The organism is Streptomyces sp. GC420 (genome assembly GCF_009916105.1).
GTDB lineage: Bacteria > Actinomycetota > Actinomycetes > Streptomycetales > Streptomycetaceae > Streptomyces.
The window spans coordinates 1-18178 of record NZ_JAAAXQ010000139.1 but is presented as its reverse complement, the minus strand read 5'-3'; the positions used below and the strand labels follow the sequence as shown (position 1 = coordinate 18178).

The following is an 18178-nucleotide window of genomic DNA, read 5'->3' as shown; positions in this document are numbered from 1 at the left end:
GGCCGGGTCGGCGCCCCGGGAGACGCGTTCGTCGGGCCGTCCGATCAGCCAGTCGCGGCTCGGCACGACGAGGCCCGCCGGGGTGAAGGCGATCTTGCGCAGTTCGGCGTGGCTGCCGGAGTCCTTGCGCCAGAGCCCGCTGACGATGTCGACGGCCTCCTCGGGCGTGGCGGCGAACTCCAGGCCCGCGTAGACGGGGGCGCAGGCGTCGAGGCCGAGGTCCTGGGCCGAGAGGCGGCGGCCGAGGCGCCGGGTGAAGACCTCGGCGATCAGCGCCGGCGTGGTGCCGCGGGGCTGCTGCCCGCGCAGCCATCTGGTGACCGAGGTCTTGTCGTATCTCAGATCGAGCCCGTGTTCCAGGCCCAGCTGGTCCACCCGGCGGGCGAGCCCCGCGTTGGAGAACCCTGCCTCTGCGATCAGTGCGGCGAGCTGTCGGTTGGGGGTACGACGAGCGGGTCGTTCCGTCATCAGCTGTGCGGTCTCCTGCCTTCCGGGCCCGGGAGAAGCCCTCATGGAACGGCGTGAATGTAGCGGCCCTTTGCACCCCGACCGCCGAGTTCGCCCCGGATTCATCCGATCGTGTGAGTATTGACCGGCGCGCTGACCTGCGATCGGCGCCCGTAGAGTGGCGGTACAACGCGTTGAAGGCGGAAGGGAAGCTGCCGTGAGCGAGCTGCGGTTCGTCCATCTGGGGTTCGGGTCGGAGGCCGTGGAGTACCACGAGGCCTGGCAGGAGCAGCGGCGGGTGCACGCGGCCCGGTTCGCGGACGAGATCCCGGACACCTGTCTGCTGCTCGAGCACCAGCCGGTCTACACGGCGGGCCGGCGCACGGCCGACAACGAGCGGCCGCTGGACGGCACCCCGGTGGTGGACGTGGACCGCGGCGGCAAGATCACCTGGCACGGTCCCGGGCAGATCGTCGGCTACCCGATCCTGAAGCTGCCGCGCCCGGTGGACGTGGTGGCGCACGTCCGCCGCCTGGAGGACGCGCTGATCGCCACGGCGGCGGAGTTCGGCCTGGAGACCACCCGGGTCGAGGGGCGCAGCGGTGTGTGGGTGCTGGGCGACCCGGTGGAGGCGCGGCAGGAACGGGCCGCGGCGCGAGGGCTCTCGCTCGACCTCGACCCCCGGCTGACGGGCGGGGGCCCGTCCTCGCCGGAGGTGGACGAGGAGTTCGACCCGCGGCTCGCCGGCCCCGAGTACGCGCCCTCCAACGCCGGCCAGCGCGGCGAGGACCGCAAGCTCGCGGCCATCGGCATCCGGGTCGCGAAGGGCGTCACCATGCACGGCTTCGCCCTGAACGTGAACCCGGACAACACCTGGTTCGACCGGATCGTGCCGTGCGGGATCCGGGACGCGGGGGTCGCCTCGCTCTCCGGGGAGCTGGGGCGCGAGATCACGATCGAGGAGGTGCTGCCCGTGCTGGAGAAGCACCTGCGGTCGGTGCTGGAGAGCGCCGAGCCGCTGCCGCGGGCCGTCTGACCTGGCCCCCCGCGCCCGCCCCGGCATCGCGGGGACCGCGGCCGCCGAGCCGCAGGTCGGCCGGACACCTGGGCGGACAATTGACGGGCGTACCCTGGGGTTCGCCGCAGAATCGAATGCCGCGTTGGCAGAAAGGGGCGCCGGACGTGTCCGCTGTCACTCCCGACGGACGCAAGATGTTGCGCCTTGAGGTCCGGAACAGCCAGACCCCCATCGAGCGCAAGCCCGAGTGGATCAAGACCCGGGCGAAAATGGGCCCCGAGTACACCAAGATGCAGGGACTCGTGAAGAGCGAGGGTCTGCACACGGTGTGCCAGGAGGCCGGCTGTCCGAACATCTACGAGTGCTGGGAGGACCGCGAGGCCACCTTCCTCATCGGCGGCGACCAGTGCACCCGGCGCTGCGACTTCTGCCAGATCGACACCGGCAAGCCGCAGGCCCTCGATCTCGACGAGCCGCGCCGCGTCGGCGAGTCCGTGGTGACCATGGACCTGAACTACGCCACGATCACCGGCGTCGCCCGCGACGACCTGGAGGACGGCGGCGCCTGGCTGTACGCGGAGACGGTGCGGCAGATCCACGCCATGACGGCGGAGCGCGCCGAGGGCCGTACGAAGGTCGAGCTGCTGATCCCCGACTTCAACGCGGTGCCCGAGCAGTTGGCCGAGGTCTTCGGCTCCCGGCCCGAGGTGCTGGCGCACAACGTCGAGACGGTGCCGCGGATCTTCAAGCGGATCCGCCCGGGGTTCCGCTACGAGCGGTCCCTGGAGGTCATCACCAAGGCCCGCGAGGACGGTCTGGTCACCAAGTCCAACCTGATCCTGGGGATGGGCGAGACCCGCGAGGAAGTGGGCGCGGCGCTGCGCGACCTGCACGGGGCGGGGTGCGAGCTGATCACCATCACGCAGTACCTGCGGCCGTCCGTGCGGCACCACCCGGTGGAGCGCTGGGTGAAGCCGCAGGAGTTCGTGGAGCTGAAGCAGGAGGCCGAGGAGATCGGCTTCTCGGGCGTGATGTCCGGGCCGCTGGTCCGCTCCTCCTACCGGGCCGGCCGGCTCTACCGGATGGCCGTCGAGAAGCGCGGCTCGTACATCGCGAGCCAGGCCGTCTGACCCTCCGGGTCGCCCGGACTCCGATGCGGAGACCGGCCGGACGGTACGTGTGTGAATCTGAGCACAAGAAGCTACTGGCTGGTAGAACCTTCTACGATCGCGGTTCGTACGACTCCCCTGGTGGGAGACCCGTACGGGCCGCGAACGCGTTCCGCGGGACCTTCCCCCGTACGCCACAAGGCTTCATGACCGTTTGACCGGTCGGTCACGCACTGGTAACACCGAGGAGTAACGCTGAACCAGCAGTTCAGCCCACGCTGCTCACCCAGGCGACTCCTATGTCCCGAGGGGGGACCCACACCATGCAGCCCGCGCCCTCCGCACACGCCACCGCGACACCCACGGCTCTGCCGTCGGCCATCCCCGCGCCACTCCCTTCCCTGACCGGCGCCCTGCGCGTCGTCGAGTCGCTCCTCATGAACGCAGGCCAGGCCACCGCCCGCCGGAACGCCTGGACCGCGGTGCTCGAGGACCGCCGCCGGGCGAAGGACCGGCACGAGGTCGAGCATGCGCTCGAGGCCGTGGCGACCCGGAGTACCTCGGCAACGTAGACTTCCTGCCATGGCGAGGAAGGAACAGGCAGAGACTGCCTCAGCGAATCCCGGGCGACTCAAGCAGATCGCCCTCACGTACAAGATGACCCGGCGGGCCGACAAGAAAGTCGGTCTTGTCGTCGCGGCAGTGGGAGTCGTCACCCTCGGTGTCTTCCTCGCCATCGGCTTCCTCATCGGACACCCGGTGTACCTGGGCATCCTGGGTTTCCTGCTGGCGTTCCTCGCGATGGCGATCGTCTTCGGACGGCGTGCCGAGCGGGCCGCCTTCGGGCAGATGGAGGGCCAGCCGGGTGCGGCGGCCGCGGTCCTGGAGAACATCGGGCGCGGCTGGACCACCACCCCCGCGGTCGCGATGAACCGCAACCAGGACGTCGTCCACCGCGCCGTGGGCAAGGCCGGCATCGTGCTGGTCGGCGAGGGCAACCCGAACCGGGTCAGGTCCCTGCTCGCGGCCGAGAAGAAGCGCATGGCGCGCATCGTGGCGGACGTGCCGGTGCACGACGTCGTGGTGGGCGACGGCGAGGGCCAGGTGCCGCTGAGGAAGGTGCGCACCACCCTGCTGAAGTTCCCCCGGGTCCTGACCGGCCCCCAGGTCACCTCCACCAACGACCGGCTGCGGGCGCTGGGCGACCTGATGAGCAACATGCCGATCCCGAAGGGCCCGATGCCGAAGGGCATGCGGATGCCGCGCGGCGGAAAGATGCGCTGACGCGCCTTCCTCCCGCTTCCAGCCCTTCTTCTCTTCTCCTTGCGTACGGCCTCCTTGCGTACGAGAGAGGCGGACCCGGATTCCGGGTCCGCCTCTCTCGTCTGCCGTACGGGGCGTACCGGGGACGCTACATCCGCACCTGGACCGCGCCGGAGAAGCGGTCGTGCAGTCCGCGCGAGTCGCGGTCCCAGATCAGGGCGGGGAGGACGAGGACGAGCAGGGCGCTGCGGAGGGCGGCGCGGGGGAAGGAGAGCCGCTCGCCGGTGACGCCGATGACCCGCAGCCCGAAGAGCCGCTTGCCGGGTGTGAACCCGACGGTCCCGACCGTCAGCAGGCTCAGCAGGAGGAAGACGCCGAGCGCCCAGTTGCCGGCCGCCTGCTGGTCACCACGAGCGAACAGGCCGTATGCGATCAGCATGCACAGCGCCCAGTCGACGAAGATCGCTCCGAAGCGCCGTCCGAGGGGGGCGACGGAGCCCGGTCCCTCCTCGGGCAGCCCCAGCCTCTCACCCCGGTAGCCGAAGTCGGCACCCATCTCCTCCGCGGCCGCGCGCGGGCCGGACAGCCAGGATCCGATTGCTTGCCTATTGTCCACGCGACAACGGTACCTCCGGGGCCGCGGCCGCCCACCCGCGGTCCCGGGACCTCGCGCCCGGGACCTTTCCGCCCGTTCTGTCGCTGTTTCCGGGGTGTCACCCGGCCGCGCGGCGGTTAACTTGGACGAAACAAATGGGTCATGCACGAGAAATCCCGGAAACCTATGGTCGGTGCAGCGTGCGCCCACCGCACTGGCCGCACCTCGCAACAATCCGGTCCTCCGAGGCCGGGCCCAAGGAGGAGTTGGATGTTCCAGAACGCCGATGACGCCAAGAAGTTCATCGCGGACGAGGACGTCAAGTTCATCGATGTCCGGTTCTGCGACCTGCCGGGCGTCATGCAGCACTTCACGGTTCCGGCCGCGGCGTTCGACCCGGCCGAGCAGCTGATGTTCGACGGCTCGTCGATCCGCGGTTTCCAGGCGATCCACGAGTCCGACATGGCACTCGTACCGGACCTGAGCACGGCCCGCGTCGACCCGTTCCGCACCGACAAGACGGTCAACATCAACTTCTTCATCCACGACCCGATCACCGGCGAGCAGTACAGCCGTGACCCGCGGAACGTGGCCAAGAAGGCCGAGGCCTACCTCGCCTCCTCCGGCATCGCCGACACCGCGTACTTCGGCCCCGAGGCCGAGTTCTACGTCTTCGACAGCGCGCGCTTCCAGACCAGCGCCAACGAGTCCTTCTACCACATCGACTCCGAGGCCGGCGCCTGGAACACCGGCGCCCTGGAGGACAACCGCGGTTACAAGGTCCGCTACAAGGGCGGCTACTTCCCGGCCCCGCCGGTCGACCACTTCGCCGACCTGCGCGCCGAGATGTCGCTGGAGCTGGCGAAGGCCGGCCTCGAGGTCGAGCGCCAGCACCACGAGGTCGGCACCGCCGGCCAGGCCGAGATCAACTACAAGTTCAACACGCTGCTCGCCTCCGCCGACGACCTGATGCTGTTCAAGTACATCATCAAGAACGTCGCCTGGCGCAACGGCAAGACCGCGACCTTCATGCCGAAGCCGATCTTCGGCGACAACGGCTCGGGCATGCACGTCCACCAGTCCCTGTGGGCCGGCGGCGAGCCGCTGTTCTACGACGAGCAGGGCTACGCGGGCCTCTCGGACATCGCCCGCTACTACATCGGCGGCATCCTCAAGCACGCCCCCTCGCTGCTCGCCTTCACCAACCCGACGGTGAACTCGTACCACCGCCTGGTCCCCGGCTTCGAGGCCCCGGTCAACCTGGTCTACTCGCAGCGCAACCGCTCCGCGGCCATGCGTATCCCGATCACGGGCTCCAACGCGAAGGCCAAGCGCGTCGAGTTCCGCGCCCCGGACCCGTCCTCGAACCCGTACCTCGCCTTCTCGGCCCTGCTCATGGCCGGCCTCGACGGCGTCAAGAACAAGATCGAGCCGGCCGAGCCGATCGACAAGGACCTCTACGAGCTCGCCCCCGAGGAGCACGCGGGCGTCCCGCAGGTCCCGACCTCCCTGCCGTCCGTCCTGGACGCCCTGGAGGAGGACAACGAGTACCTGCAGGCCGGTGGCGTCTTCACCTCCGACCTGATCGAGACCTGGATCGACTACAAGCGCACGAACGAGATCGCCCCGATCCAGCTCCGTCCGCACCCGCACGAGTTCGAGCTCTACTTCGACATCTAAAGTGCCGGGCGGGCTCACCTGGGCCTGAGGTCCGGAGACGTACTGTGACCTGCGGGAACACCGATCAGCAGTTCCCGCGGGTCACAGCTGTTTTCCAGGGTCCTGTGCACCGGGTGCGCACCGGTCACGCAGATACCTGACCTGTCGTCAGACATGGCAGGAAGGCCGCCATCTCCAAGAAGGAGGTGGCGGCCTTCGTGGCGATGCCCCAGCCGCGCTGTCCCCATCCGGGCGGCCAGATCCGGAGCCGCGGGCCTGCGCGCTTCGGCTCCGTCAACGATGGGGCGGCTATCGGCTCAGTCCAGGGCGGCGAGGTGGTCGGCGACGCCCCCTCGCCACTCGATCAGGAAGAGGGTCGCGTCGTCGCTGGTGCTTCCGCCCCGTTCCTCCTTCAGGGCGTGGGAGAGGGAGCGCACCACCGCCCGCACTCCCGCCTCTGTCTGCTCGATGCGGTTGACCCAGTGGATGAGCTGCTCCTCACCGAACTGCTCTTCGCCGGCTTCGTGCTCCTCGATCAGGCCGTCGGTGAAGCACAGCACCCGGTCGCCGTGCTGGAGTACCTGCTCGCTGACCTGGGGCTCTTCACCGCCGAAGCCGACCGGGAAGGTGGTCGGGCCCTCCAGGTGCCGCAGGACCTTGCGGTCGCGGATCAGCAGTGGTGCGGGGTGTCCCGCGTTGACCCACTGCAGGTGGCCCGTTGCGATGTTCAGGCGCATCATCTGCGCCGTGACGAAGTGTTCGGCCCCGAACTGCTCGGCGATGGCCCGATCCATGAACGCGTAGATCTCGGACAGGCCGATGCCGGCACGTCTGGAGTGCCGGTAGGCACCGACGGCGACGGTGGCCATCGTGGCAGCGTTGAGTCCATGGCCCATCGCATCGATCACGGCCACATGCAGGATGTCGTCGTTGAGTGCGTAGTCGAAGCTGTCGCCGGCGACGTTGTAGGCGGGTTCCAGGATTCCGGCCACCGCGACCTGGGGGACGGACATCGCCAGCGGTGGGAGCAGTGACCACTGGATCTCCGCGGCCACGCTCATGGGTTCGCGGCGCCGGGTCAGGAAGAACTGGTCGGTGTAGCTGTGCTTGGTGACCAGCATGTCGGCGATCAGTCCGGCGAGTCTGCGCAGCAGGCGCCGGTCGTCGTCATCGGCGGTCTCCAGGGTGAGGGTCAGGACTCCCACCTGGTCGCTGCCGTCCAGCAACGGCAGATACATCCGGACGCCGTCGGCCTGCGGTACCTCGACAGGAGTCGCGTTCAGGAAGGCCGTGCCGGCATGGGAGCCACCGATCGGCTCGGGCTCACCGATGCTCAGCCCCCTGCCCGGCAGCGGCACGAGCAGGAGCTGTGCATAGTCCTGCAGGAGGATCGAGATGTCCCGGCCACCGACCCGGGCAATCTCTTCCGCGATCAGCGGGGCGATCAGCTGCGGCGGCATCTCGTGTGCCCGGTCCAGCAGCACCCCCAGAAGCCGCTCGCCGAACCCCTCCGACCGGTCCACCGCGCCCTTGACGGCCTGCCGCTCACTCTCCGCCATCGCCGAGCCCTTTCACCCGTCGGCCTGATGCCGCCTTCACCTGCTGAGCCCGGCTGTCTCCAACGGGGCGGTCCCGGGCAGCCTGCTTGTTCGGCTCCGGGCTTGCTCGGCCGCCACACGGACCTGGTCCGTTCGTTCCCTGCCGTCGCGCCACCGGTGCGCAACGGCCCCGGCGTATACACACCGGGGCCGCCCTTCCGGGTCGGTTGCACGTGAGAGTGCACCGGCCCACTGACCGTGCTATGCCTGTGCCGCTTCTCCGGCATAAGGGACTCTTGGGTGATGCGATCTGCGGTCGGAAAGGGCTTCAGCGCCGTGTCACCCGCGTTGCTCCTCTTCGGCCTCCATCAGCCGGATTCCCTGATGTGCCAGCGTGACCATCGCGGGTGTGTTTCCCTGTGCCCAGTCGACGGTGACGAGCCCCTCGCCCGCCAGGTATGCACACGCTGCGGCCAGATCCTGCTCAGGCATGTGCAGGTCGCCGCGCAGCTTCGCCCCGGTGACGCCAAGGAGTCGATCGCCTTCTGTGGCCTCGTACAGGGTCTTCATGATCGCTGCGCGGTAGTTCTTCCGCTCGTGGAGCGTTGCCATGATTGCCGCCCACTCATGCCGGGCACCTACGAGGGTCCTTGCCTCAGACCTCGTCCGTCTGTGTGCAGTCTTGCGCCGAGAACCGACTGGCTACCAGCGAGGGCCGTGCCCGCTCTGCCGTGTGCGTGGTGTCCACCGTGAGGTGATGACGTGTCGTCGCGGGCGGGCGTTGTCCCGCCACACCCGCCGCCCCCGGTCAGGAGAAGGTCATGCGTCATCCGCGGCCCCGTCGCGGTGTTCGCGGTGGGTGGTGACGACGGGCGATCCGGCACTCTTCCCGGTCGAGCGGCTCCTGCGCCTCACGGGAGGTGTCCTCGTTCGTCATCGGGGCGCCGGCGGTGGCAGGCCCGCCGGGGGTGGTTGCGGCGGCCATCAGTGGGGCGGCGGCATCCGCGCCGGTCTCCGGCGGGATCACCAGCAGGTCCCAGCGGCCTGCAGTGCAGGAGAGGAGGATCAGCTTGTGCTGGCCCTTCTCGGCGGAGAACCAGCCCACGTGCACCGTGTGCCCCTCCACGGGCACCTGGCGCGGGATCATGGGCCAGTGGGTCGGGTTCACCCTCACACGCGTGCTCCGGACACGGTCCGGTGACCCCGCGCGTGACCAGCCATGTCATCGGGAACTCGGGTCTGGATCCGCGGCGCGCAGGTGAGCCTGGACATGGGAACACGGAGTACGGTGAAACCGGCAGCCGCGCCGACGTCCTCCCAGGCGATCAGCGAACGCATGCCGGACCCTGCAGACGGGTGAGCACACCATGTCCAACGCCGACACCCCGCGTGAAGCGAAGCTTCTGCCGGACGCGATCCACAAGGTCGTGAAGCCTGGAACTGCCCTGCTGCGGCTGGAGACGACACATGTTCGCGAGGGAGTTCTCGACGGTGCGTGGTGGCCGCGTTCCCGCGACATCGGCGCCGAGTTGCCGAGCCTCATCACCGCGCTGACCGAGCACCTCGGACCCGTCACGCGCGTCGGCCTGGACGCCGGCGCCTGGGAAGAACTACCGACACGACTGATCATCGACGACCGCGTCGTGCACATCGACCCCTTCCCGGTCGGTGACGACACCGTCCTTATCACCCGAGGCGAGCGAGACCACTTCTCCCTGCTGGTGATCCCACCGGACACGAATCCCGACGCGGCACGCACCGCGCTGGCCAGAGCCGTGAGCGCCGACAACGCCACGGCCGAGCAGATCCTCATCGACACGGGCACCGGCCAGAGACATCCGATCGCCGCGGAAGACCCGTAGACGGGCCGGAGACCGGCCGATGCGCGCTTGGACATGCCGCGTACTTCCCTTCATCGTCCCGTCACGGCCCGCGTCGCCGTTTTCCTCACTTGACGGGCCCGGATCGACCCCCGGGCAGACGAGGGAGGCGAAGCGCCATGCGCGCGCTGTACCTGCTCAGCATCTCCGACCCCGACCGGCTTTCGGCCCACTCCGGGGCAGCGCCGGCGGCGGCCGGGAACGCACGCTGCGGCTTCCACCAGACGTAGGCGCCGGGAACGAAGTACCGGACCCGGTTCTCCGCGGACATCGAGGAACTGGCGGCGGCGGCGGGAGGCCGGAGCCGGCCCGGGTCCGCCCGACTGCGGATGCGGTACGCAAGGGCGCGGAACACCATGGGAGGGAGCGCGGAGCGGTAAGGGGAAGGTCGGGAGGCGACTGTGGGCACGGAGACGCCGCCGCCCCACCGGCTGTTCTCGGCAGCCGGCGACGCACTCCTGGAGGCCGTGGCGGGGGCGGTGGGGATCGCGCACGAGCAGGCACGGGAGTACGGCATCCTGCGGAACGTCCTGGACGGAACGCCGGCCGCCGTGGAGGTGCTCGACCACGGGCTGCGCTACCTGTACGTCAATCCGACGGTGAGCCGGCTGAGCGGGCTTCCCCCCGAGTCCTTCATCGGCAGGACCCTGTCCGAGGTGATGCCCGACGTGCACCGCGGTGACGAGGCGCTGCGGATGGTCCTGGCGGACGGCGAGTGCCGCGAGGTGCCCCTCACCGGCAGGACCCGGGCCCGCTCGCCGTTCCGGCGCAGGCAGTGGAACATGGTCTACCACCGTCTGGAGGAGGGTGACGGCCAGGTCCTCGGCCTGTGCGGGATCGGGGTGGAGATCAGCGCGCTGCGCGAGTACGTGGACGACCTGGAGAGTGCCCACCAGCGCCTGGCCCTGCTGGACACCGCGACCACCCGGGTGGGGACCACGCTCGACGTGGACAGGACCTGCATCGAGCTGGCCGAGTTCGTGGCGCCGAGCATGGCCGACGCCTGCGCGGTCGATGTGGTGGAGGACGGAACGGCCTCGATGGCGCCCCCTCCGGGACCGGGCATCGTACGGGTGCGGGTGGCCGCCGTGTCCGGGGATCCCGACATCCTGCGCCACCTGGCACGGGGCGGGCGGCTCGGGGAGATCATCGACATCCCCCGCCACTCGCCGATCCGCAGGTCCCTGGCGACGGGCCGGCCCTGGAAGGCCAACCTCGGCGCGGACGAGGTCTTCCACAAGATGGTGCTCAAGCCGGAGAACCTCGCGCTGTACCGTGCCGCGGGCATCCACTCCCTGCTCGCCGTCCCGCTGCCGACGCGGGGACACCCCGTCGGGGTCTGCTTCCTGGCCAGGGCGGGGGACTCGCCGCCCTTCACGGAGGACGACGTCCTGGTGGCGCAGGACCTCGCGTCCCGCGCGGCCGTCACCATCGACCACGCCCGCCGGTACACCCTGGAGCACACGATGGCCCTCGAACTGCAGCGGGCCCTGCTGTCCGAGCCCGGCGCGCCCCACCCCGACGTCGAGGTGGCCTCCCGCTATCTGCCGGCGGGCCACAGCGCGCTCGTCGGCGGCGACTGGTTCGACTCGATCGCCCTGCCCGACGGACGGACCCTCCAGGTGATGGGCGATGTGATGGGCCACGGCTTCACTGCGGCCGTCGCCATGACCCAGTACCGCTCGCTGCTGCGCAGCCTGGCCGTGGCCGACACCTCCGTCGACGGCATTCTGGAGGACGCCGACCACCGGCTGGCCAATATGGGGCTGGACCGCGTGGCCACCTGCCAGCTGGTGCTCATCGATCCCGCCCGCGCCACCTTCACGGTGGCCAGCGCCGGTCACCTGCCTCCCGTGCTGCTGCGCGAGGACGGCGCCACGCTCGTGCCGGTGCGGTCCGGGCCGCCGCTGGGCACGGAGCAGGGCGGCTACGAGTCACTGACGATGCCGTTCCCGCCGGGCTCCGTCCTGCTGCTCTACACCGACGGGCTGGTGGAGCACCGCGGCATGGACATCGACGCCTCCCTGCGCCGCCTCACCGACCTGCGCATCCCGCTGGACGGCCCACTGGACGACATCATCGAGGCCGTCCTCGCCCGTCTCGTCCTCGGCACCGCCGAGGACGACGTCGCTCTGCTGGCCGCACGCACCCGGGCCGCCTGAGCGGGCGGCGCTGCGGGCGGCGGGCCGGGATCACGGCCGCAAGAAGACCGCCACCGGGGGCCGTGACGTACGGCCCTGCCGGTGGCGGTCCTCTTCGTTTTCGTTCGTACGGTCGTCGGTGCGCGCGTCCGTCAGCGGATCAGGGAACGGACCATGCGGCAGGTCGTGTCGGAGGGCGGGTGCACCCCGATCCGGGCCGCCGTGCTCCGGATCCTGCGGTTGGGGGCCTGCTCCGGGCGGTAGACACCGGTGTCGAGCAGGGCGATGGCGAGGCGCATGGCCTTGAGCCGGCGGTTGTGCGAGACGTACCACTCGCGGGGCCGGCCGGCCGGGAGCGGCTTCTTCGGCGGGGTGGTCATGGTGATCACCGGGGTGGTCACGGGTGTCGTCGGCTGGGGCTTCGTGGCGAGCGCGGCAGCGGCCATCGGCATCCTCCTGAGGTGGTCGTCCGACCCTCTCGAACTACCTCGATTCTACTCCGTGCCACTGACAAAACCCCCTGGTCAAAGGGGAGTTCAGCACTCCGGGTGGAGGTACGCGACCTTAAGAAAAGTTAAGGAAGTGACCCGTGGAACCCGTGAGTAGGGGCCGGTCCCGCCACGTACGTACGGGGGCACGGGCCGAAATCCCGAACGGCTCGTACGGTCGACGACAGGAGTCAGGCAATGTCTCGGAAGCGGACCCTCAGCGCCAAGAAGAAGATCGCCATCCTCGCCGGTGCGGCGGCGCTGGCCGGTGGAGGTGCCGTGGCGATGACCGGCACCAGTCAGGCGTCGGTGGCCTGTGACGGGCTCGCTCAGGCCCTGCGCAACAACGAGCAGTTCATCGCCGGGCAGCGCGCCAACCCCGACGCGCTCTCGGAGGCCAGGATCGAGAACCGCCAGGCGGTGATCGAGGAGATCAAGCGCAAGCAGGCGGCGTCGGGCTGCACGGTCGGCGAGGGCAGCCAGGACCAGGCCGGCGGAGGCCAAGGACAGGAGCAGGAGCAGGGGCAGGGGCAGGGGCAGGCTTCGCAGCCGCCGGCCGCCGAGGCTCCCCCGTCGTCCGCCGCCCCGGGCGGCAACGGGGGCGACGCGGGGGCGGTCGGTGAGGTCGTCTGCGCCGGTTCGACGGTGACCCTGTCCGGCGAGGGCGGAGCCCCGGCTGCGTCCAGCAACCAGTTCCCGGCCGGCACCGAGCTGAAGGTCACCAACCTGGACAACAACAAGTCCATCACCGTGACCGTGACGTCGGTGTCGGGAAGCTGCGCACTGCTGAACAACGCGGCATTCGAGGAGGTGCGCGAGCCCGGCAAGTTCCTCATCAGGAAGGCCAGGATCGAGCGCGTCGGCTGATCCGGGCCGGGCTGGTCCGCCGCGTCCCCGGGCGGGACACGGACGCCGCCGGGGCGGCGAAAGGCACCGGCGACCCGGCGGCCCGGCGGAGCGGCAACGGCCGGGCGGAGAACCGCCGGGCAGGCGCACCGCCGGGCAGGGTCGGTCAGGTCAGCGACCGCTCGGCGACTGCCAGGATCTCCGTCAGGCGCAGGCCGAACCGGGCGTCGCAGGGGTGCGGGACGCCCGTCCTGACGGCGTCGAGCAGGGCGTCGACGGCGTGCCCGAAGGCGGCGACCGGGCCGTCGCCGCGCGTGGGCATGGTGCTGACGCCGCGGGTGCCGCGCAGTTCCACGCCCATGCCCGCGGCCCCGGGAGGTGCGGTGAGGCTGAGCGTCACCGTGCTGGAGGCGCCCTGCCCGTGCCGCAGCAGCAGATGAGTGGTGTCCCCCGGGCCCCGGGAGGCCGTCACCTGTGTGACCTCGCCCAGCACCGGCAGCAGCACGGACAGCGCGTGCGGGCCGACGTCCCAGAGCGCTCCCCGTTCACGGCGCCAGGGCGAGTGGCGGTACGGGCTGTCGGTGTCCTCGGCGAAGACGGAGCCGAGCCACTCGGCGCGGCCGGTGAACCAGCCGTCCAGCGCCGCCTGTTCGGATATCCAGGCGGCCGCGCCCCGCTCGAAGCGCAGGGTGAGGAAGACCACGGAGGCGACGGCGGAGCGCCGCGCCGCCTCGGCGACGCGGCGGGCCGCCGCGACCCCGGTGGCGACGGGTTTGTCGAGCAGGAGGTGGCAGCCGGTCCCGGCGGCGCGTGCCGCCAACTCCGCCTGGACGTCCGGCGGCAGGGCCACGGCGACGGCGTCGGCGTCCGCGAACAGGGCGTCCGGATCCGCGTACACGCCGACGCCGTGGGCCGCCGCCAGCGCCCCGGCGGCCTCGGGGCGACGGCCCCAGACGCCGGTGAACTCCACGCCGGGGTGGCCGGCCAGGGCCGGGGCATGGGTGGCGGCGGCCCAGGGGCCGGTGCCGAGCAGGCCGACCCGCAGCCGCCCGGTGTGTTCCGGGTCCGGCCGCCGCGGCGTGTGGACGGGTTTCGTAGGCGTTCCCTCACGGCTCACGCCGTACAGTCTGCCGCCGCGGCCTTCCCGGTAACACGTGGTTCACAGTCGGGCAATGGCCGGGAAATCGCGGATTGGCAGTCTTCGGGCAACCACGCAGCACCCGCCGAGACTGCGCCGTAATGTCCCTTCGAAGGATGAGGCCCGTGACCTACAAGGCTGAGTACATCTGGATCGACGGCACCGAGCCGACCGCCAAGCTTCGTTCGAAGACGAAGATACTTGCCGACGGTGCCGAGCTGCCCATCTGGGGCTTCGACGGGTCCAGCACCAACCAGGCCGAGGGCCACGCGTCCGACCGGGTGCTCAAGCCGGTCTTCTCCTGTCCGGACCCGATCCGCGGCGGCGACGACGTCCTGGTGCTGTGCGAGGTCCTGAACACGGACATGACGCCTCACGTGTCCAACACCCGCGCGCTGCTGAGCGAGGTCGCGGAGAAGTTCGCGGCGCAGGAGCCGGTCTTCGGTATCGAGCAGGAGTACACCTTCTTCCAGGAGGGGCGCCCGCTGGGCTTCCCCGTCGGCGGCTTCCCCGCGCCGCAGGGCGGCTACTACTGCGGTGTCGGCTCCGACGAGATCTTCGGCCGCGACATCGTCGAGGCGCACCTGGAGAACTGCCTCAAGGCGGGTCTCGGCATCTCCGGCATCAACGCCGAGGTCATGCCCGGCCAGTGGGAGTTCCAGGTGGGCCCGCTGTCCCCGCTGGAGGTCGCCGACCAGCTGTGGCTGGCCCGCTGGCTGCTCTACCGCACCGCCGAGGACTTCGGCGTCTCCGCCACCCTCGACCCCAAGCCGGTCAAGGGCGACTGGAACGGCGCCGGCGCGCACACCAACTTCTCGACGAAGGCGATGCGCGAGGGCTACGACGCCATCATCACCGCCTGCGAGTCGCTGGGCGAGGGCTCCAAGCCGCTCGACCACGTGAAGTACTACGGCGCGGGCATCGACGCGCGGCTGACCGGTCTTCACGAGACCGCCCCCTGGGACAAGTACAGCTACGGCGTCTCCGACCGCGGCGCCTCGGTGCGCATCCCGTGGCAGGTCGAGAAGGACGGCAAGGGCTACATCGAGGACCGCCGCCCGAACGCCAACGTCGACCCGTACGTGGTGACCCGGCTCATCGTCGACACCTGCTGCACGGCGCTGGAGAAGGCCGGTCAGGTCTGACCGCACGGCCTCACCAGGGCGCCCGCCGGTGTTCCGGCGGGCGCCCCCGTGTTGTCAGTGGGCCGTGTCATGGTGGGTCCCATGCTGGCGATCAGGGTGGAGACCGAGACCGGGGAGACGCTCACGCGGATCACGGCGGAGCGGCTCGGTGAGCTGGTGGCGCGCATCGGGGGCCCGGACGACCGGTTCCTGGTGGTGCTGCCCGTCCCCGAGGAGCCGGACGTGTTCATCCAGGTGTGGCACGAGGACGGCGCGGACTATCGGCTGGAGCACCGGGACGGCGGGGCCGCCCGGCACTTCGGCACGCGCCTGGCGCGGCCCGGGGAGGTCGCCGCGGCGATGACCGGCTGGGCGCGCCGCGAGACGGGCTGGGACGCGGGGCTCGTCTGGGACCGGGTGGACCTGGCTGTTCCCGAACTCCCCGACGGCATACGGGAGAAGATGGAGGAGCACGTCAGGGGGCAGCTGCGCGGCGGGTACATGACGCGGGCGGAGCTCGCCGAGGACGCGGAGGAGTGGCTGGTCGACGGGGGCGAGCGGCCGGTCTCCCCGGCGCAGGCGTGGCAGCTGGTCGACCGGCTGTGGCGGGAGCGGCTGGAGGAGCAGGCCGGCTGGGAGGGCACCACGGACCCGGAGCGGATCGCGGCGGTCTTCGCGGAGATCGAGGAGCGCGGCATCACGGCCCGGGAGAACTTCACGTGCTGCCGCAGCTGCGGTCTGTCCGAGATATGGGGCGCGGGACGGGAGGACGCGCGCGGGTTCGTCTTCTTCCACACGCAGTGCACGGACGACGCCGCCGCGGGCGGCGGGCTCCATCTGCTGTACGGCGGCTTCGACGGTTCCGAGGAGACGACGGCATCCGTGGGACGCGAGGTCGCCGCCGCGCTGCGCGGGGCGGGCCTGCCGGTGGACTGGAACGGCTCACCCGACAGAGCCCTGATCGTCACCCCGCTGGACTGGCGGAAGCGGCTGGCGGACTGAGAGGGGCGTCCTCCCGGGCCCGGAACCACGGACACGATCCGTGCCGCCGCCCCGGGGCCGAGTACGCCGGGGACCAGTGCGCCCAAGACCGTTCGGGGCGCGCGGCCGAACGGGACCACTCCAGCTCAGTCTTCAGGAACGGTTCGATCCAGACCGTGCGCCGCGTCGGCTGCAAGTACGCGCCCGGGCGCTGGGTCTCGGACCGCGCCGCAGGGCCCGGCCCCGTCCGCGGAGGGGGCCGGGCCCTGCGACGGGCGCGCCGGTCAGGCGGCCGTACGGCGGCGGCGCGCCGCGAGCGCGCCGAGCAGCACGTCCAGCACCAGGAAGCCGAGCAGGCTGATGCCGAGCAGCGGCAGGAACCAGCCGGTCAGCGCGGTGACCGCGGCCAGCGGCAGCAGCACCGGCAGGGGAACCCTGCGCCAGGCGCCCCTCGGCACGGGTCGGCCGGCGCCGAACCGCTCCGTGCCGGTCGGGCGGCGCAGCCACCACATCCGGTAGCCCCAGACGACGAGGGCGACGAGGCAGGCGGCGAGTGCGGCCAGGGCCAGCTGGTTGGCGAGTCCCAGGGCGAGGCCCATGTGCAGGTCGATCCCGAAGCGGGTCAGCTTGGCGAGCACCGGGTGGTCGGCGAAGCGGAGTTCGTCGAGGACGTCGCCGTCGGCCGGGTCGATGGCGATCGTGTCCAGGTGGACCGGCCACAGCTTGTCGGTCTCCTTGACGACGTAGCCGTTGCCGTCTGCCGGCAGGGTGACGGCAATTTCGCCGCTCTCGACGCCGACGCCCCGTTCGCGGGCCACCTCCAGGGCCTTGTCCAGGCCGATGCCGGCGCCCTCGTGGCCCTCGTGCCTGCCGTCGCCGTCGCCGCCGTGCTCGGCGTGACCGTCACCGCCGGCCCGCGAGGGGTCGAGGGCCGCGGCGACCACGGGTGTGGAGCCGCCGAGGGAGTCCTGGATCCGGCCGATGTTCTCACCGGCGTAGCGGGACCAGGTGAGGCCCGTCGCGGAGAGCGCGAGCAGTCCGAGGACGGTCCACACGCCGGCTGCGCCGTGCCAGGACAGGGTCTTGCGGCGGCCGCTGAGACCGCGCTCGGGCAGGACCAGGGCGCGCTTCCTGGCGCGCCGGCGCCGGGCCCACAGCAGCAGTCCGCCGAGGGCGACCACCCACAGCCAGCTGGCGGCGAGTTCGCTGTAGTTGCGGCCCAAGTCGCCGAGGTGCAGGTCACGGTGGAGCTCGTCGAGCCAGGTCCGCAGTGGGAGGGCGCCCGAGCTTCCGTAGCTGGTGAGTTCTCCGCGTACCTCCGCGGTGTACGGGTCGACGAACACGGCGAGCGACCTGCTCTCGCCCATGTCCGGTGCGGACATCAGGACGCGGGTGGTCCTGTCCTTCCCGGGCGCCGGCCACACGGCGGTGACGGTGCCGCCCGGATGCGCGTCCCTGGCGGCCTCTACCTGCTCGTCGAGGGGCCGGGTGCGGTCACCCGGGGGCGCTTCGAGTTCGTGGGTGTAGATCACCTTCTCGGCCTGGAAGGAAAGGGAGTAGAGCAGCCCGCTCAGGGCGGCGACGAGGAGGAAGGGCGCTGTCAGGAGGCCGGCGTAGAAGTGCAGCCGCAGCAGGAGCGGACGCAGCGCGGTCCAGGCGGATCCGCCGCCGGACGTGGTGGGAGGGGCCGGTTCCTCGTCGGAGCCGGGCAGGGTGGCTGACGCGGTGGTGGCGTCGTCGATGGCCATGTCGGTCCTCAGGTCCGTCGTGGCCGCGAGCTTCCGCGTACGCCCGGGGCACGCGCGGCGGCATGCCGTGGCGTGCTCGGGGCTGCGCCCGCACGGGCACGGCGTACGTGCGTGTGTGTGCGGGGTGCGCGGGATCGCGGCACGGGGTGTCGGGGGAAGGCGGCGCGCCCTCGCCCGTTCCGTGCCGGTTCAGCGGGTGGGTC

The 18178-nt window shown here is 71.0% G+C and carries 17 protein-coding genes and 1 pseudogene; 10 read left to right on the top strand and 8 right to left on the bottom strand.

The window, feature by feature from the left end; genetic code table 11:
* Positions 1-468, bottom strand: a pseudogene (locus tag GUY61_RS18615) (regulator); the annotation flags it as partial.
* 196 nt (positions 469-664) lie between these two features.
* Here GUY61_RS18615 and lipB point away from each other — a divergent pair.
* From lipB to GUY61_RS18595, 4 genes are all read left to right on the top strand, one after another.
* On the top strand, positions 665-1483 hold the full coding sequence (gene lipB, locus GUY61_RS18610; RefSeq protein WP_166631321.1) for a lipoyl(octanoyl) transferase LipB: 819 nt from the start codon (positions 665-667) through the stop codon (positions 1481-1483).
* 146 nt (positions 1484-1629) lie between these two features.
* On the top strand, positions 1630-2595 hold the full coding sequence (locus GUY61_RS18605; protein ID WP_166631320.1) for a lipoyl synthase: 966 nt from the start codon (positions 1630-1632) through the stop codon (positions 2593-2595).
* A gap of 302 nt (positions 2596-2897) precedes the next feature.
* Positions 2898-3146 carry a hypothetical protein gene (locus GUY61_RS18600; protein WP_166631319.1) on the top strand — a complete coding sequence of 83 codons (249 nt, stop codon included), beginning with the start codon at positions 2898-2900 and terminating at the stop codon, positions 3144-3146.
* A gap of 10 nt (positions 3147-3156) precedes the next feature.
* Entirely contained in the window at positions 3157-3858 is a 702-nt protein-coding gene (locus GUY61_RS18595; RefSeq protein WP_166631318.1) for a DUF4191 domain-containing protein, read from the top strand.
* A gap of 127 nt (positions 3859-3985) precedes the next feature.
* Here the strand turns inward: GUY61_RS18595 and GUY61_RS18590 are convergent, their stop codons facing one another.
* Positions 3986-4453, bottom strand: a complete 468-nt coding sequence (locus GUY61_RS18590) for an RDD family protein (protein WP_166631317.1) — start codon at positions 4451-4453, stop codon at positions 3986-3988.
* A gap of 249 nt (positions 4454-4702) precedes the next feature.
* On the opposite strand from GUY61_RS18590, the gene glnA reads away from it, so the two are divergent.
* Positions 4703-6112, top strand: a complete 1410-nt coding sequence (gene glnA, locus GUY61_RS18585; RefSeq protein WP_166631316.1) for a type I glutamate--ammonia ligase — start codon at positions 4703-4705, stop codon at positions 6110-6112.
* 296 nt (positions 6113-6408) lie between these two features.
* On the opposite strand, the gene GUY61_RS18580 is transcribed toward glnA, so the two are convergent.
* The 3 genes from GUY61_RS18580 to GUY61_RS18570 all read right to left on the bottom strand — a co-directional run bounded on the left by GUY61_RS18580 (position 6409) and on the right by GUY61_RS18570 (position 8803).
* Entirely contained in the window at positions 6409-7650 is a 1242-nt protein-coding gene (locus GUY61_RS18580) for a PP2C family protein-serine/threonine phosphatase (protein WP_166631315.1), read from the bottom strand.
* Positions 7651-7968: 318 nt separating this feature from the next.
* Complete coding sequence (locus GUY61_RS18575) at positions 7969-8241, bottom strand: hypothetical protein (RefSeq protein ID WP_166631314.1); 273 nt, start codon at positions 8239-8241, stop codon at positions 7969-7971.
* A 214-nt stretch (positions 8242-8455) separates the two neighbouring features.
* Positions 8456-8803, bottom strand: coding sequence for a DUF5994 family protein (locus GUY61_RS18570; RefSeq protein WP_398955993.1), 348 nt, complete (start codon positions 8801-8803; stop codon positions 8456-8458).
* 193 nt (positions 8804-8996) lie between these two features.
* On the opposite strand from GUY61_RS18570, the gene GUY61_RS18565 reads away from it, so the two are divergent.
* Complete coding sequence (locus tag GUY61_RS18565; protein WP_166631313.1) at positions 8997-9491, top strand: DUF5994 family protein; 495 nt, start codon at positions 8997-8999, stop codon at positions 9489-9491.
* A gap of 419 nt (positions 9492-9910) precedes the next feature.
* Complete coding sequence (locus GUY61_RS18560) at positions 9911-11671, top strand: SpoIIE family protein phosphatase (RefSeq protein WP_313896728.1); 1761 nt, start codon at positions 9911-9913, stop codon at positions 11669-11671.
* 131 nt (positions 11672-11802) lie between these two features.
* On the opposite strand, the gene GUY61_RS18555 is transcribed toward GUY61_RS18560, so the two are convergent.
* Positions 11803-12096 (bottom strand): hypothetical protein, encoded by a 294-nt coding sequence (locus tag GUY61_RS18555; RefSeq protein ID WP_166631312.1) that lies wholly within the window; start codon positions 12094-12096, stop codon positions 11803-11805.
* A gap of 240 nt (positions 12097-12336) precedes the next feature.
* Between GUY61_RS18555 and GUY61_RS18550 the strand changes: the two genes are divergently transcribed.
* Entirely contained in the window at positions 12337-13005 is a 669-nt protein-coding gene (locus GUY61_RS18550; RefSeq protein ID WP_166631311.1) for a hypothetical protein, read from the top strand.
* Between the two features lie 145 nt (positions 13006-13150).
* Here GUY61_RS18550 and GUY61_RS18545 read toward each other — a convergent pair whose 3' ends face one another.
* The gene (locus tag GUY61_RS18545; protein WP_166631322.1) at positions 13151-14029 is read right to left on the bottom strand and encodes a Gfo/Idh/MocA family protein; all 879 of its coding nucleotides are present in this window, start codon (positions 14027-14029) and stop codon (positions 13151-13153) included.
* Between the two features lie 218 nt (positions 14030-14247).
* Here GUY61_RS18545 and glnII point away from each other — a divergent pair, with 218 nt between their 5' ends.
* A complete protein-coding gene (gene glnII / locus GUY61_RS18540; RefSeq protein WP_166631310.1) occupies positions 14248-15267 on the top strand; it encodes a glutamine synthetase in 1020 nt (339 codons plus the stop codon).
* Positions 15268-15348: 81 nt separating this feature from the next.
* Entirely contained in the window at positions 15349-16248 is a 900-nt protein-coding gene (locus GUY61_RS18535; protein ID WP_166631309.1) for a DUF6891 domain-containing protein, read from the top strand.
* 263 nt (positions 16249-16511) lie between these two features.
* On the opposite strand, the gene GUY61_RS18530 is transcribed toward GUY61_RS18535, so the two are convergent.
* Entirely contained in the window at positions 16512-17975 is a 1464-nt protein-coding gene (locus tag GUY61_RS18530; RefSeq protein WP_166631308.1) for a PepSY domain-containing protein, read from the bottom strand.
* Between the last annotated feature and the right edge of the window lie 203 nt (positions 17976-18178).

What these genes read in the sequence shown, in the direction of transcription:
- GUY61_RS18555 (WP_166631312.1), bottom strand. Translation starts at nt 12,096, where the DNA reads ATGGCCGCTGCCGCGCTCGCCACGAAGCCCCAGCCGACGACACCCGTG.
- GUY61_RS18565 (WP_166631313.1), top strand. Translation starts at nt 8,997, where the DNA reads ATGTCCAACGCCGACACCCCGCGTGAAGCGAAGCTTCTGCCGGACGCG.
- GUY61_RS18580 (WP_166631315.1), bottom strand. Translation starts at nt 7,650, where the DNA reads ATGGCGGAGAGTGAGCGGCAGGCCGTCAAGGGCGCGGTGGACCGGTCG.
- GUY61_RS18600 (WP_166631319.1), top strand. Translation starts at nt 2,898, where the DNA reads ATGCAGCCCGCGCCCTCCGCACACGCCACCGCGACACCCACGGCTCTG.
- GUY61_RS18550 (WP_166631311.1), top strand. Translation starts at nt 12,337, where the DNA reads ATGTCTCGGAAGCGGACCCTCAGCGCCAAGAAGAAGATCGCCATCCTC.
- glnA (WP_166631316.1), top strand. Translation starts at nt 4,703, where the DNA reads ATGTTCCAGAACGCCGATGACGCCAAGAAGTTCATCGCGGACGAGGAC.
- GUY61_RS18535 (WP_166631309.1), top strand. Translation starts at nt 15,349, where the DNA reads ATGCTGGCGATCAGGGTGGAGACCGAGACCGGGGAGACGCTCACGCGG.
- GUY61_RS18530 (WP_166631308.1), bottom strand. Translation starts at nt 17,975, where the DNA reads ATGGCCATCGACGACGCCACCACCGCGTCAGCCACCCTGCCCGGCTCC.
- GUY61_RS18595 (WP_166631318.1), top strand. Translation starts at nt 3,157, where the DNA reads ATGGCGAGGAAGGAACAGGCAGAGACTGCCTCAGCGAATCCCGGGCGA.
- GUY61_RS18575 (WP_166631314.1), bottom strand. Translation starts at nt 8,241, where the DNA reads ATGGCAACGCTCCACGAGCGGAAGAACTACCGCGCAGCGATCATGAAG.